Genomic DNA, 14772 nt, shown 5'->3' on the forward strand with positions numbered 1-14772 from the left:
CACCAGGCTGGTCTGGCCGATGCCCAGCTGGCTGTCGGCAACCACGATGCTGGCCGTCGGGCGCTGGGTGTCGATGGCATAGTTGTTGGAGTCGGTGGTGCCGACCCCGGCATTGCCGGAGGCGCCGACCACACCGCTGTTATCCAGGCTGATCAGGTTGCTGGCGTCCTCGACGTTGGCGGTTGGGGTGAAGGTCGCCGTCCAGGTGACACCGCCATCGATACTGCTCACGGCACTCAAGGTGCCATTGCTCACGCTCAGGTCGCTGTTGTCGAAACCAGTCACTGCTTCGCTGAAAGTAATGACGACCAGCGTAGTCTCGCCCACGCTCAGCGCATTGTCGGCTACCACGACAGTGGCGCTGGGGGCCACGGTGTTGACGATGTAGTTGGCTGACTGAGTGCTGCCAAGCCCCGCGTTGCCGGCCAGGTCGGCGACACCGGTATTGTCCAGGGTGATGAGGTTGCTGGTGTCGCTGATCCCGCTGGCAGGCGTCAGGGTGGCGGTCCAGGTGACGCCGCCATCGACGCTGCTCAGCCCGCCAAGGGTGCCATTGGCCACCGTCAGGTCGGCGGTGCTCAAGCCGGTCACCGCTTCATTGAAAGTGATGGTGACCGTGGTGGTCTCGCCGACCGTGAGGGTGGTGTCGGCGACCGTAATCACAGCAGTCGGGCGCTGGGTGTCGATGGCGTAGTTGTTCGAGTCTGTCGTGCCGCTGCCGACATTGCCCGCCACGTCGATTACCCCGGTATTGTCGAGCGTGATGAGGTTGCTGGCATCACTGACGTTGCTGCTTGGGGTCAGGGTCGCGGTCCAGGTAACACCACCGTCGGCGCTGGCGAGACCGCTCAGGCTAGCGTTGGCCACGCTCAGGTCGGCAACGGTAAAACCACTTACCGCCTCGCTGAAGGTAATGGTCACCGTGGTGGTCTGGCCAATGCGCAGGGCGCTGTCAGCTACCACGATGGTCGCGGTCGGGCGCTGGGTGTCGATGGCGTAGTTGTTGGAACTGGTGGTGCCGCTGCCGCTATTGCCAGCCACGTCGGTCACCCCGGTGTTATCCAGGGTGATCAGGTTGCTGGTATCGCTGACGCTGCTGTCCGGCGTCAGGGTCGCGGTCCAGGTGATGCCGCCGTCCGCGCTGGCTAGCCCGCTCAACGCGCCGTTGGCCACGCTGAGGTCGGCAAGGGTAAAACCGCTTACCGCCTCGCTGAAGGTGATGGTCACCGTGGTAGTCTCGCCGATGCGCAGGGCGCTGTCAGCCACCACGATGGTCGCGGTCGGGCGCTGGGTGTCGACGGCGTAGTTGTTGGAGCTGGTGGTGCCGCTGCCACTATTGCCAGCCACGTCGGTCACCCCGGTGTTATCCAGGGTGATCAGGTTGCTGGTGTCGCTGACGTTGCTGCCCGGGGTAAGGGTGGCGGTCCAGGTGATACCACCATCGGCGCTGGAGAGGCCGCTCAGGCTACCGTTGGCCACGCTCAGGTCGGCAACGGTAAAACCGCTTACTGCCTCGCTGAAGGTAATGGTGACCAGCGACGTCTCGCCAGACCGCAAGGCGCTGTCGGCTACCACGATGGTGGCGGTCGGGCGCAAGGTATCGATGGCATAGTTGTTTGAATCGGTGGTGCCGCTGCCGGCATTGCCGGCAAGGTCACTGACTCCTGTGTTGTCCAGGGTGATCAGGTTACTGGCATCACTGACATTGCTGCTCGGCGTCAGGGTCGCGGTCCAGGTGATACCACCGTCGGAGCTGGCGAGCCCGCTCAGGCTGCCGTTGGCCACGCTCAGGTCGGCGAGGGTCAAGCCGCTCACCGCCTCGCTGAAGGCGATGGTCACAGTGGCTGTGTCGCCAATTTTCAAGGCCGTGTCGCTGATGCTGATGGTGGCGGTCGGGGCAATGGTTTCCTGGATCGCCACTTGCACCGAAGCTGCAGCGGACGTGCCACCGTCACCGTCATTGAGGGTGATGCTCAGGGTCCGGCTGGCCTGGGCGATGGCGTTGCCGGCATTGCTGTTTTCGTAGGTGAGGTTGCGCACCAGCGCCTGTACCGCCGCCGCATTGGCATTGGCGTTGAACGTGACCACCAGGTTGGCCCCACCGCTGCCGCCAGACAGGCTGCCGATGGCGACCCCGCCATAGCTCACCGTGCTGCCACTGACACCGATCTGCCCGGCGCCAGTGCCCTGGTTGCGCAGCCCGAGCAGATCCTCGCTGGCCACGCCATTGGCGCTGATCGCCACGCTCAGGTTGCCACCGGCGAAGTCGGCCGAATCGCTGTCGCTGACGGTGGCATTGCCGCCGCTGTCGATCAGCACCGCGCCGCTGCCCTGGGTGAAGGTGACGCCGTCACCATTCAGGTTGCCGATCACCGGCACGCTGTTCAGTGGCTGCACCACCACCGAGGCGGTGCGGCTGGTACTGCCCATGTCATCGTTGACGCTGACCGCCACGCTACGGGTACCGCTGGTGTAGGCCACGGCAGCGTTGCCATAGGCCACCGCGGCTAGCACTGCGCGGTATTGCGCCAGGGTGGCGACACCGCTCAGCGTCAGCACGGTGCTGCCCGACCCGCTGACAGTGATGCCGAAGCTGGCTGCGCTGGCAATCTGCCCGGCAGTCAGCGACAGGGTTTCGTTGCCGGCATCCAGCACCCCGCTCAGGGTCAGGGTAGCGCCGCTGACCTGGGTGTCGCCATCGGTCTGGGTGAGGCTGAGGTTGGGTACGATCGCCACTGGCGCGCCGGTAAAGTTCACCGTGCTGTCGTTACCGCCGTTGGTGGTGTCCAGGTCGATCACGGGCGGGGCGGCATACAGCACCTCATAGGCACCGATGTCCACCCCTGCGCCACGCGGCCGGACAAAGCCGCGCAGGTCGGTGAGCGTGGCACCGGCAGCTGTGCCCTGGTCGATGGCATTGCTGGCGGTCGAGGCCAGCCGGTAGTCGCCACCTGCAGCATTGGCAAAGTCGACCGAAACGCCGATCAGGTTGGTGGTGCTGGTATAGCCACCACCGGTGCCGTTGTTGGTGGCTGCATCCAGCGCGACGCCATTGACGGTATTGCCGGTGAGGATGCTGTTCTGCACCGTCACTGTGCCAGCGCTGCCCGACGCCCAGCCAAGGCCGGCCGAGCTGATCGTGCCGGTGCTGGTGCTGAAGGTGTTGTTGACAATGGTGCTGTTGACGATGCTCACCGAGCCGCCGGTATTGTTCAGCACGATCACTGCACCGGCGGCGACGACGCCAGTGGCACCGTATTCGCCGATGTTGTCGTAGATCGCCACGTTTTCCAGCACGTGGTTGTTGGCCCCACCCAGACGCACCAGCGACGACATGGCCGTAGCGTTGGCGATACTGCCATCGTTGTCGTGAATGGCCGTGTTGCGCACGATCACCGTGGAACCCACCGTGGTCGCCGAGTTGATCACGGCACCGGCGTTGTCCTGGAAATTCGAGTCCTCGACGGTGATCGAGCCCGAATTGGCCCGGATTGCACCGCCGGTCAAGTTACCGGAGAAATGGCGGAAGTCCAGATTGCGTACGGTCAACACACCGCCGCTGTTGCTCTGCAGGCCAGATGATTCGACTGAATCGCGCAAGCCATTGTTGTTGACATCGCCGCTGAGGATGATATCGCCCTGGCCGTCACCATCGACGTCGCCGTTGACGGTGATATTGCTGGTGACCAACAGCGCTGAAGCCGTGGACCAGTGTATGGTCTGCCCTTTCAGCGACTGGTGGAAGACAATGATATCGCTGCCGCTGCCCGCGCTGGAGCCATCCACCGAAGCATCCGTATTGGCCGCCTGGATAGCCTCGGCCAGCGACACCTTGCCGTTGAGCGCCGTGGAAGATGCATCGGTGTCGGTAACGGTAATGGTCGCCAGCGAGGTGGTGAATGCCGACAGGTCCCCGCGCTGCACGCCTGCGGCTGTCGCCAGCACCCCGGAGACGGTTTCCAGTTGCCAGTCCTCGCCGGCGCGATTGCCGGTGGCATTCGCCGAAGCGCCGACGTCGGCGCCGGTGAACCGCGCCACCTGGTCAACGAACAGCTGGCCATCGCTGCCCGCGCCGGTGTTACAGGCGAAGAAACGAATATCGCCACCGTCCGTCAGGCTGGCACCGATACGCGCCAGGTCGCTGGCATGACTCGCCAGCTGGTTGCTCCACACGGCATTGCCGGCCAGGTAGACGTAGCCGCTGTCACCGTGGCTGATGATATCGATGCTGGCCACGTCGCTACGGCCATCGAGGTAATCGGCAATCTGCCTGAAACCATCCTTGCCGTTCTCCAGCACCACCACCTCGACGCCAGCAGGAAGGCCGGCAATCAGCTTCTGGTAGTCACTGACGGCGGAGTCGACGAACACCACTTCGTGGCTGCCCGCCGCAGTGGTTGCCGGCGCCGTGGCAGGGGCGGCATCGTGTGCCGCCTCAGTGTCCTGGTTACTGTTCGCATCGCTGGCCACGGTTGGGCCCTTGGCCGTTGCAGCTGCCACGGCCTGTGCGCCCTGGTCGGCGACCACGGCTACCGAGGCGTCAAACATCATGCGCGGTTCCAGCGCCTGGATGAGGCTCGGACGGTTTACGGAAACGGTGGGTTGTGCGTGCGTACGGTTGCGTTTCCAGAAAGCCATGTCGACCTCATTCAGCCTTGCGGCTGGTTGTACCTGTCGTTGTGCCGGTGCAGCGGCGCTGCTTGTAATCGACCGTGAAGCATCGCAGGGCCTCAAACAGCCCCGCGATGCCGCCCTGTCCTGGATCAGTTACGGGACGGGAAGATGCCTTCCAGGGCGATGATGAAGTTCATGCCCAGGTATGGCGCTTGGACCGGAACAGGTATCGAACTGCCGCCCGCCACTACGTTCACTGGCGGAATGTTGGCATCGAACGGCTTCAGGGTGGTGCTGGCGGCGGCATCGGAGTAGATGCTCGCTGCCGCTCCCGAACCGGTGGTGTCGTAAGGTGTGGCCAGCACGCTGGAGGTAGTGGGCTCACCGAGGTTGGCATCGGTGACCACCGCCGGGATGGCGACACTGGCTTTGCTGGCAGGGATCGCCACTGTGATGGGCGGCAGGTTCTGCGGCAGCAAGCTGACCTGGTTGACCCCGGCCATTTCACCCTGGTCGACAGTCGGCAGCCCCGGCCCGGTACCTACGCCAACGGGCATGCGGCCACGCAGGTCAGGCAGGCCGAAGGTGGTCTGGCCGTTGCCGCCGTAGGTGGTGCCCAGGATGGCGAACAATGCGCTGTTCTGCGCGATGCTCAACAACTGCCCTTGGCACTGTGCCCAGCCACGCGGCGCGAAATTGCCTGCGAACATCCTGATCTCGCCGAGAAATGGCTCACTCATTTTCCGATCTCCAATGACTACGCTATAGAGCGGGCCACACAGCCCCGCGGAATACGACGCGCATCGTCAGGCAAGCCTGTCGACGTGAAAAACTGCAGGCGCCGACCGGCGCATCTCCAGGTACAGGCCGTTGTCGCCAACCACTTCGAAACCGTTGCGCTGGTACAGGCGCAGTGCCGGGTTGTGCAAGGTCACGTGCAGGCCGACGCTGAGGCCCTGTCGATCGGCCTGCGCCAACCACTGGCGGATCAGCCCGGAACCGATGCCCCGGCCACGCCAGGCAGGCATCAAGGCTGTATCGATGATTTGCAGGTGGCTGTCGGTCCACAGCAGGTAGGCGCGGCCGATCGCTTCACCCGCGGTTTCGATGATCGAGAAAGCAGCGTCGGCAAAGTGACGCTGAAAATGGGCGTGCTGGGCCTGGAACTGTTGGTCGAGAAACGTCTCGATGGCGGCCTGGTCCCATGGCAGCATGGCCATTTCGCCAGCCCGGGTAGTGCCGTAGAGGGTACGCAGGAATGCCTGGTCGACATCAGTGATGGGGCGCAGGTGCACTTCGGTACTGGCCATGGTGTCGCTTCCTTGCAATAGTCAACCCCTTGGTGAGAGGCGCGCATCCTGTGGATTGCCCTGCTTATCGGAAACAGCGTAGCCGAACACCACGGCAAATAGCCACCATTGCGGCAGGGTCGCCATGCACTTTTATCAAACAGTTGTTCGAGGACTTATCACGCCTGCCGCCGCGCCGGGCTCAAGCGCAGGCTTTCCAGGGCGTTGTACGGTTCCATGGCCCATCGGCGCACACCCTCGCGCACCGCTTCGCTGGCTTCCTGGCGTTTACGCTGGCTGTCGGCGCTGAAGTTCATCGCCGGTTGCTTGGCATCGAAGGCTGCCACCTCGCGCAAGGTCTGTTCAACGCCGGGTGCCAGCCCGAGCAGCGGGCCAAGCCGACCCCAGGTCGCATCGGGCAACTCGTTGTAGTTGAGCGCGATACCGCCATGCTGGCGGCACAACGCCAGCCCTGCGCTGAGGATTTCGCCGACCATCCTGCAGGTGTATTCCACCACGCCCATGACCCCGTCCTGTGGCAACAGCACATCGAAAGCCGACGGCCCGAGCAGGCCCGGGACCCGTTGCATGCCCGCCTGACGCAACTGCGAGACGACAATCTCCAGCGGGTCGCGGTACAGGAACAGCCGTGGCACTTGAGGGTACAGCGCCGTCAGCACGGGCGCCTCGAACACGTTCCAGGCATCAAGCTTGACCAGCAACTGACGCTCATCGCCCCGGCGGCGCTGGCCGTAGGCGGACAATAACGCTTGCAGCGCCGCGTCCTGCCAGGCTGCGGCATTGACATCCTGCAGCGGCGCGCGCAACAGGCTGTCCAGCGGGGGTGGCTCGGACAGCACTATATTGTGCGCCTGGCTGGCCAACAACTGTGCCACCAGGGTCGAGCCACAGCGCGAGGCGTGGAACAGCAAGGCCGCTGGAGCCAGGCCCGGGCTACGTGCATGCCAGTCAAGCAGCGCCTGGATATCGCTGTCGCGACGCAGCGCCTGGTTGAACGGCAGGCGCAGGGCCAGGTCCACTTCGTCACGGAAAAACGGCTTGCTCAGGTGACGCTCACCGAACCAGCACCAGTCCACCCGCCAGTCGCCGTCCCTGCGCCACAGGCGGATGGGCAGCCAACCGTGGAAATCAACCGTGGAATTCAGGCTCGCCATTGCTCGCTCCATGCTTGCCGGCCCCGGCGCATGGCGCTGAGCACTTCGGCTTCGGAAAACACCAGCCCCAGAGCTGCGCCCAGGCTGATGGCCTTGGCCACGAAGGCCTGGGGTTGCTGATGGGCCTGCAGGCGAGCAGCCAGGGCGAGGTCCTGCGCCACCTGCTGGCGAAACTCTTCGAACGCCTGCCCCGCCCTGCCCAGGCACAGGTTCGGGGTCTGTCCACGGCCACTTTCGATCAGGCTTAGCAGCCACGGGTCAGGCAGGCAATCGAGCACCAGGTGAATCCGCTCACCTGGTCCCGGGTTGTCGACCCGGTGTGGTCGCGACAGGTCGATGAACCAGCACTCGCCTGGGCGCATGGGCACCTGCAGGTCATCGACCAGAAATTCCACGCCGGCCGGGCTGAGCAACGGGATATGCAAGCGCAGGCAGCCGCCCGGCCGGCCGAGGTCCGGGTCACGGTGCTCATGGATGCGCGCGCCGGCCCCCAGGCGCAGCAGGCGGGCAGCGCGTAGCGAGCTGGCAAACGGCGCGAGCAGGGCCTGCCAGGCCGCTTCTTCCTGCCACCAGGCCAACCGCAGCGCAGCGCCCTGGCCGGGAGCAAGCGGCACAACGGCGTCGGCGGCAGTCACCAGGGCTACGCCGCTCCAGTCGCCTTGGTGGTAGCCGCTGTTGAAATGAGGCTGCCAGGCATCGCTGGCTACCCGTTGCAATGCCGCCAGCACTGCCGGCAGGTCGATGGCCAGGTCGAGGCGAGCGCAGCGTGGCAAAAGCAGTTCGGGCATGGGCACTCCTTCAGCTGAACAGTTCTAGAAACCACTCTCACGCACGCCCAGCGCCGCCAACCGGCGCCAGGCTGCCTCCAGCAACGACTCGCGGGCACCGTCGAGCACCACCACTCCGCGCAGCGGCTGAGCAACGTCGGCGATTGTTGTCATTGGGCTCAGCCATACGCCGTACTGCGCATGCAGCGGCTGCGCACGCTGCTGGCTGTCGCGGCGCACGGCAATCGGGCCATGGCGATCGGAAGCCAGGGCTTCCAGTTCCAGGTAGGTCGCCCCGGTGGCATCTACCTGTTCCAGGCGTACTGGCAATGCCGCACGCAATGGATCATCGGCAATGAAGCGGCCTTCAATGCCTGCCGTCACCCGCCACAACTCGGCCTCGGCCAGGTAGCCACGCAAGCGCACCCCAGGCTCGACGATACGCCCCAGTGGCTGGGCGGTATTCAGCCATTGCCCTGCCGCCAGCCCGCCGGGCAGGTCGCGCAACACCCCGTCGTAAGGGGCGCGAAGCAGTAGCCGTTGACGCTGCGCGGCCAGGCCGCGGAATTCCGCCACCGCCTCGGCCAGTTGCTGCTCGAGCACGCCAGCGTCGCCGGCTGTGGCACTGCGCCCGGACTGCCGCCGCAGCAGCAACTGGAGAATCTGGATTTCGCGGCGAACGATCGCCTGGCGCGAATCCAGGTCCGGCGATTCCACCTCCAGCAATAATTGGCCCTGGCTGACCTGCTGGCCATCCTGCACCAGCAACCGCTTCAAGCGCCCCGCCAGCGGGGCGTGCAAGGCACTCACGCGGGACGCTTCGAGCATTGCCGGCACTTCCACCGCACCGCGCCACGGCACTACCAGCAGCGCCAGCAGCAGCAACAGCCCAAGGCCATTGCGCAAGGCCTTGCGTGGCTGCGCCTGGGCGCGCCGCTGCCACCACTGCTGCAGCTCCTTGCACACTGGCAGGCCGATGAACCACGCCAGTTCGACCAGCATCAGGAAAATGCCCAGCAGCTTGAAAAACAGGTGGTACACCGCCAGGGCGATACCGAAGAACAGCACTGCACGCCACAACCAGGCACCATAGCCCCACACCAGCAGGCGCTTGTGCATGCCTTCGGGCCAAGGCTCGGGTTTTGCATCGCCGTAGCCGAACAGCGCCTCGCGCAGGCGCCAGCGGCACAGGGCGAAGGCGCGTTGCTGCAGGTTCTCGACGCCCCACAGGTCACTGACCAGGAAATACCCGTCGAAGCGCATGAACGGGTTGAGGTTGACCAGCAAGGTAGTCATCCAGGTGGCACTGGCGAGCATGAACGCTGCCGTGCGCAGCGGCCCATCCGGCAGCAGCGACCAGGCCAGCAGGGCCAGCACCGCCAGGACCAGTTCGGCGAAGATGCCCCCGGCATCGATCAGCAGCCGCGAGCGCCGATCGCTTACCCGCCACGCATCACTGACGTCGGTGTAGAACATCGGCAGCATCACCATGAACGCCAACCCCATGCTCTGCACCCGACAGCCGGCCCGCTTGGCCATGTAGGCATGGCCGAACTCGTGGCAGAGCTTGGCAAAGGCCAGCGCCAGGCCGAAGACGAGCATGCCGCCCAGGCTGAACAGGTGCGGGAAGGTGGCGATGAAACGCGACCAGTCGCGGGCCATCAGGAATATGCCGAGGACCAGCAAGGTAGGCAGAGCGAAGCGCAGCAGCCAGCCGCCATGGCGCTCGAGCAGTGGCCAACTGCGATTGAGGAAGGCGTCCGGACGCCACAACGGGATACGGAAGAACAAGTACTGGTGCAGCGCCTTCTTCCAGACGCTCTGCCGGGTGGCCGCAGCTTTGCTGGCGTAGCTTTGACGCTGGTCGGCATCCTGCGCGGTCAGCAGGTCATGTTGACCAAGGAACGCGCGCAGCGTGTCCAGCTCGTCAGCCTGCAGCCTCGCGCCTGGTTCGGCATTGGCCGCCGCCAGTACCTGTTGCGGATCGCCCAGGCCCCAGTGGTGCAACAAGCGCACCGCGGCTGCGCCGAGCTTGAAGTAACGACCGCGTAGCGGGTCTGCCAAGGTCCATTGCGCTGAACCGTCCAGCGCCGGGGCAGCCGGTGACAGTTGCAGGTCGGCGCGCAGGGCGGGCAGCATCACCAGCCCAGCCCTTGGCGCACAGCTGCCAGCGGGCGGCGCAGCAGGTAATAGGCCAGCGGCGCCCGCTCGCCATACAGCTTGGCGGTGCCGCGCAGGCCAATGCGTGGCGGCGCCTCGACGAACGCCGCATCCAGCCGATAGGCCAACTGCCCTGCTGCCGTAGCCTGGGCTTCGTAGGCGGCACGCTCGAGCTGCGCGGGGTGCCGGTGCAACGGATCGCTGTCCAGGAACAGCGCCACCTCAGCCCCCGGTTGCAGGGCGATGGCGTCGCCCACCGGCAACTCCATGCGCAGCTCGGCCTTGGCCGGGTCGGCCAGTTGCAGCAGGCGCTCGCCGGTCTGCACCGGTTTGCCAGTCCAGCGCTGGGCATCGGCGAACACGGCAATGCCATCCCGCTCGGCGCGGACTTCGCTGCGGGCCAGCAACTGCCGGGCGTAGTCGAGTTCGGCGCGCTTCTGCTCCACCCGTGCAGCCAGCAGGTCAAGGCGCGCGCTGGAATCAGCATCGGAGAACGCACGCTGAGTGCTGGCCTTGAGCTCGGCCTCGGCAACGCCCAAGGTACGCTCGGCAACATCGGCTTGCGCCTTGAGCGAGGTGTCATCGAAACGCACCAGCAGTTCACCGGCGGTCACCGTCTGGTTGGGTTTGACCCGGAACTCGGCAATGACGCCGTCCAGCGGCGCGGCCACCACCCGACCACCGCGCGGCACCACCTCGGCAGGCGCCAGCACCGACTGACGTACCGGTATGCACAGCACCACCACGGCCACCGCCACCAGCGCCAGCAGGCGCCGCCGTGGCCAGCGCAGGCGCCAGGGGCGCGCCGGGCGCAAGGCCTGCCAGGCATGCCCATAGGTTTCTGCCAGGTGCAGCAGCAGGGCCTGCTCGGCAGCGTTGAACGGGATATCGCGAGCCAGCCACAGGCCGCCGAAGGTTTGCCCTTCACGGTTGTGCAACGGCAACCAGAAGGCCTGCGCAGCAGACAAAGCCTGCCAGTCGTCGCGCACCTGTGCATCGAGCATCGCCGGGTTGACCGCGGCGGCGGCATCAGCAGCACCGGCGGCCTGCAACTGCCTGGCGGCGCGCTCGACGAAAGCCACGAACGGGGCATTGCTTTCCACCACACTGACACCGGTCAATGCCTGGACCTTGCCTTCGATCAACAACGCGGCATGGCGAAAACCGAACAGCGCCTGGCCATCGTTGACCATGGCATAGGCCAACTGCTCGCTGTTGGCAGCCTGGCGAGCCTGCCGTTCCAGCCCCAGAAACCGGGCGAAGGCATGCTCAGCCATGGCGTTGGCGGCGGCCGTCATGGTTGTTCCGGGAAAATGGCCGTACCGCTCATGCCCGCCAACAGCCCTTGGGCGTCTTGCGGCAGTTGGCCAATCAGCAGCAGCGTCTGGCTGCCCTCATCGATCCGCGCCCCCACGCGCTTGACCTGCGCCTGCAACGGTCGGCCGGTTTCATCCGGGGTGAACTGGAAGGCTTGGCCGGGTTTCAGACGTGCGAGCCAGTTCGATGGCACCAGCAGCTGGATCTCCAGCGAACGGTTGTCCACCACTTCCAGCAGCGGCGCCCCGCTGGGTACGCTTTCGTGTGGCTGGGCACGGCGTTGCACCACACGACCATCGAAGGGTGCGTTGACCACGCAACGCCTGACCTGCACCTGGTACACCTGCGCTTCGGCCTGGGCCTGGGCCTGCCTGGCTTCGGCCAAGGAAACTTCGTACCGGCCGACCGACTTGAGCGCGGCCAGTTGCCGATTGTGGTCGAGCTCTTCCCTGGAAGCGCGAACTGCCGCCTGGGCAGCGTTGAGCTGGGCCTGGTAAGCGGCGCAATCGAAGCGTGCCAGGGTGCTGCCTTTCTTGAAGTCTTCGCCTTCTGCATAGGGCATCTCGACGATGCGCCCGGCCAGTTCACTGGCCAGCACCGCGTGATCGCGGGCGCGCAGCACGCCACGGGCGTTTTGCCCAGCGCCCGCAGCGCTATGCGCTGGCGTGTCCAGCAATGGATCGCCTGGTGCTTCAGCGGCAACGACCAGCGGCAACTGCAACACAGCCAAAGCCAGGGCCAGGCGGATGGCACGACGCATGGCGCACACTCCTTGTGAACTCGGTGGCCGGAGTGTACGACAAAGATGATGGCACGGATATATCACAGTGACCGGCGCTGACCTGCACCCAAGGTCATGCGCGCGCGGCTGTCAGGACACGCCACGATCTGCACCTTCGCCAGCCCCCAACAGTTGCATCAACGCCCGGTTTTCCACCGGCCGGCTAAGCAGGTAACCCTGCACTTCATGGCACTGGTCGTCGTAAAGCAAGGCCAGCTGCTCCGCGGTTTCCACGCCCTCGGCGGTGACCGTCATGCCCATCGCATTGCCCAGGTTGATGATCGCCTGTACCACGCTGCGATCACTGCTGCTGGAGCCCAGCGACTGGACGAAGCGTTTGTCGATCTTGATGCTGTCGAACGGGTAGGTACGCAGGTAACCCAGGGAGGAATAGCCGGTACCGAAGTCATCGATGTTCAGGCGTACCCCCAGCTCCTTCAACGCGTTCATGGTCTGCAGGGCGCCTTCCACGTCATTGAGCATGACGTTCTCGGTTATCTCCAGCTCCAGGCGATGGGCAGGCAGGCCTGTGTGCCGAAGTGCTTCAGCCACGTCACGCACCACGTCGCTGCGGCTGAACTGCGCCGGCGACATGTTGACCGAGACCAGGATCTCCAGCGGCCAGCCACGCGCCAGCGTGCACGCCTCCTGGAGTACCCAGTTGCCCAGTTGCACGATCAGGTCGGACTCCTCGGCCAGGGCAATGAAGCGGTCCGGCCGCAGCAGGCCGAGCCGTGGATGTTGCCAGCGCACCAGCGCCTCGGCAGAAGCCACCGTTACCCCGTCCACCTTGAAGCGCGGCTGGAAATGCAAGCGCAGTTCGCCACGGGCGATGCCTTCGCGCAATTCGCGCTCCAGCTCGCGTTTTTCCAGCAATGCCGAATTCAACTGTGCCGAGAAGTAGCGCCAGGTATGCTTGCCGGCCTGTTTCGCGCTGTACAAGGCGACATCGGCATAGCGGATCAGTGCACTGGCGGAACCGGGATACTCTGCGGACAACACCACCCCGAGGCTGACCCCGATCTGGACCTTGTGTTGTTCGAAGGTGATCGGGCGCTTGAGGGTTTCGATGACCCGCGCGCAAAAGCGGTCCACTTCATCGTGAGTGCCTGGCCGGGCCAGGACGATGACGAATTCGTCACCGCCCAGGCGTGCCACCAGGTCAGTGTCGCGGGTCACCTGCCCTAGCCGGCGGGCCACTTCGATCAGCACGGCGTCCCCGGCCGGGTGGCCGAGGCTGTCGTTGATCGGCTTGAAATTGTCCAGGTCGAGCATCAGCAACGCCTGCTCCGCGCCCCTGGCATCATCAAGGAAGCGGAACAGCTTGTTGCGGTTGGGCAGGCCGGTGAGCGCATCGTGCAGCGACAGGTGCTGGACCTGCGCATGGGCCGCCACTTCGTCGGTGATATCCGTACAGGTACCGCGGAACCCCCGGCAGGTCTTGTGCTCGATGATGGCCTTGGCGGCGACCCGGCACTCTCGCCGTTGCTCATGATGATCACGGTACTGGCAACGCAGGTTGCCGGTCGATTCGCTGCCGGCGAGGCCGTGCAGCCAGGTCTCGACCTGGCCGGTATCACAATCGAACAGGTCACTGATGGGGCGCTGCAGCCACCGCTCCAGGGTATGCCCGGTCAGCTCGGTAAAACGCGGTGAAAGATAGGTCAGGCGCTGCTGCGCATCGGTTTCCCAGATCCAGTCCGATGCTGCCTCGGCCACTGCCTTGAAGCGCGCTTCACTGGACTCCAGGGCGGCTTTCGAGGCAGCCAGCGCGTGGTGGCTACGGTCCATGCTGGCAGTGGCGCGCATGGCATAGCGGGCGAACAGCACCATGACCAGCGCGATGATCAGCAACGCCAGGGCCAGGGGCAACAGTACCGTCTCGAGCAGGTCCGTCCCCGGCTGATCGATATGCCAGGTCAGGGCGTAGCCACTGTCCTCCAGCGCCAAGCGCCCCTGGTCTGCCTGCACCTGGCTTGCGGCAACCACGGCAAAACCGGCCAGCCCGGCGGAGCGCCCCAGTTGACCGAGCACCTTCGGGCTGAGCACCCGCACGAAGACCAGCACTGCTCCAGAGGCCGGCAGCGGGTGCCGGGCCGAGGACGGGCGGATGAGCGCTGCGGTGTACAGCGCCGGCTGGCCATCGAACACCAGGTAGCCGGAGGCCGCCTGTTCCTCTTGCGTCGTCGCCTGCCGGGCCCGTTGCAGAACCTGGGCGCGGCTGGCGCTGTGGCGTTCGAAGCCGTGTTCACTGAGGCGCCCTTCCAGCATCGCGTAGTGGGTGCCATCGTCACCCAGGACGAATACCCCTTCATAACCGTCGGTGCTGTAGAGCGTTTCGCCCAGGTTATCCTCGTCGTAGGCCCACTGCCGGTCCACGCGGTCGGCCAAGTGATCGTAGGCGGCTTGCCACACGGCATAGGAGACCAGGTAGTTGCGCTCGTTCTTCTGCAATTGTGCCAGCGCCGACTCGGCATGAAACCGGCTCTGTGCTCGTTCGCGTGCATCCAGTGACTCGGCGATGCGGTACAAGGAAACCAGGCCCAGTAGCAATATCAACAACAGCAGGCTGGAAAAGACCAGCGTCAACTGCCGAACCACCTGACTGCGCGACGAATTACTACCGAAGGTTGCATCCATTCAGTGGGCGCCTTTTACCGGATTCCGAA

9 protein-coding genes are annotated in these 14772 nt (G+C 65.1%); all 9 read right to left on the reverse strand.

Going from position 1 to position 14772, the window contains the following annotated elements; translation table 11 throughout:
* Positions 1 to 4638, reverse strand: a 4638-nt coding sequence (locus tag B4L76_RS05755; RefSeq protein ID WP_296231123.1) for an Ig-like domain-containing protein, incomplete at its 3' end; no start/stop codon positions are given.
* A gap of 125 nt (positions 4639 to 4763) precedes the next feature.
* Positions 4764 to 5354 carry a phage tail protein gene (locus B4L76_RS05760; protein WP_296231124.1) on the reverse strand — a complete coding sequence of 197 codons (591 nt, stop codon included), beginning with the start codon at positions 5352 to 5354 and terminating at the stop codon, positions 4764 to 4766.
* 66 nt (positions 5355 to 5420) lie between these two features.
* A complete protein-coding gene (locus tag B4L76_RS05765; RefSeq protein ID WP_296231126.1) occupies positions 5421 to 5924 on the reverse strand; it encodes a GNAT family N-acetyltransferase in 504 nt (167 codons plus the stop codon).
* 158 nt (positions 5925 to 6082) lie between these two features.
* The gene (locus tag B4L76_RS05770) at positions 6083 to 7078 is read right to left on the reverse strand and encodes a sulfotransferase family protein (RefSeq protein WP_296231127.1); all 996 of its coding nucleotides are present in this window, start codon (positions 7076 to 7078) and stop codon (positions 6083 to 6085) included.
* Complete coding sequence (locus B4L76_RS05775) at positions 7066 to 7866, reverse strand: aspartyl/asparaginyl beta-hydroxylase domain-containing protein (RefSeq protein ID WP_296231130.1); 801 nt, start codon at positions 7864 to 7866, stop codon at positions 7066 to 7068. Before B4L76_RS05775 ends, B4L76_RS05770 begins: the two co-directional genes overlap by 13 nt.
* Before the next feature lie 24 nt (positions 7867 to 7890).
* Positions 7891 to 9987: a biotin/lipoyl-binding protein gene (locus B4L76_RS05780; protein ID WP_296231131.1), complete on the reverse strand. Its 2097-nt coding sequence runs from the start codon at positions 9985 to 9987 to the stop codon at positions 7891 to 7893.
* Positions 9984 to 11303 (reverse strand): efflux RND transporter periplasmic adaptor subunit, encoded by a 1320-nt coding sequence (locus tag B4L76_RS05785; RefSeq protein WP_296231132.1) that lies wholly within the window; start codon positions 11301 to 11303, stop codon positions 9984 to 9986. Before B4L76_RS05785 ends, B4L76_RS05780 begins: the two co-directional genes overlap by 4 nt.
* Positions 11300 to 12082, reverse strand: coding sequence for an efflux RND transporter periplasmic adaptor subunit (locus tag B4L76_RS05790; RefSeq protein WP_296231133.1), 783 nt, complete (start codon positions 12080 to 12082; stop codon positions 11300 to 11302). Before B4L76_RS05790 ends, B4L76_RS05785 begins: the two co-directional genes overlap by 4 nt.
* 111 nt (positions 12083 to 12193) lie before the next feature.
* Positions 12194 to 14743: a bifunctional diguanylate cyclase/phosphodiesterase gene (locus tag B4L76_RS05795; RefSeq protein ID WP_296231134.1), complete on the reverse strand. Its 2550-nt coding sequence runs from the start codon at positions 14741 to 14743 to the stop codon at positions 12194 to 12196.
* Between the last annotated feature and the right edge of the window lie 29 nt (positions 14744 to 14772).

This window comes from Pseudomonas sp. UBA4617 (genome assembly GCF_002386445.1).
In the GTDB taxonomy this organism is placed as follows: Bacteria; Pseudomonadota; Gammaproteobacteria; order Pseudomonadales; family Pseudomonadaceae; genus Aquipseudomonas.

Coding starts and splice junctions, on each gene's coding strand:
- B4L76_RS05760 (WP_296231124.1), bottom strand. CDS start 5,354: ATGAGTGAGCCATTTCTCGGCGAGATCAGGATGTTCGCAGGCAATTTC.
- B4L76_RS05770 (WP_296231127.1), bottom strand. CDS start 7,078: ATGGCGAGCCTGAATTCCACGGTTGATTTCCACGGTTGGCTGCCCATC.
- B4L76_RS05785 (WP_296231132.1), bottom strand. CDS start 11,303: ATGACGGCCGCCGCCAACGCCATGGCTGAGCATGCCTTCGCCCGGTTT.
- B4L76_RS05775 (WP_296231130.1), bottom strand. CDS start 7,866: ATGCCCGAACTGCTTTTGCCACGCTGCGCTCGCCTCGACCTGGCCATC.
- B4L76_RS05795 (WP_296231134.1), bottom strand. CDS start 14,743: ATGGATGCAACCTTCGGTAGTAATTCGTCGCGCAGTCAGGTGGTTCGG.
- B4L76_RS05790 (WP_296231133.1), bottom strand. CDS start 12,082: ATGCGTCGTGCCATCCGCCTGGCCCTGGCTTTGGCTGTGTTGCAGTTG.
- B4L76_RS05765 (WP_296231126.1), bottom strand. CDS start 5,924: ATGGCCAGTACCGAAGTGCACCTGCGCCCCATCACTGATGTCGACCAG.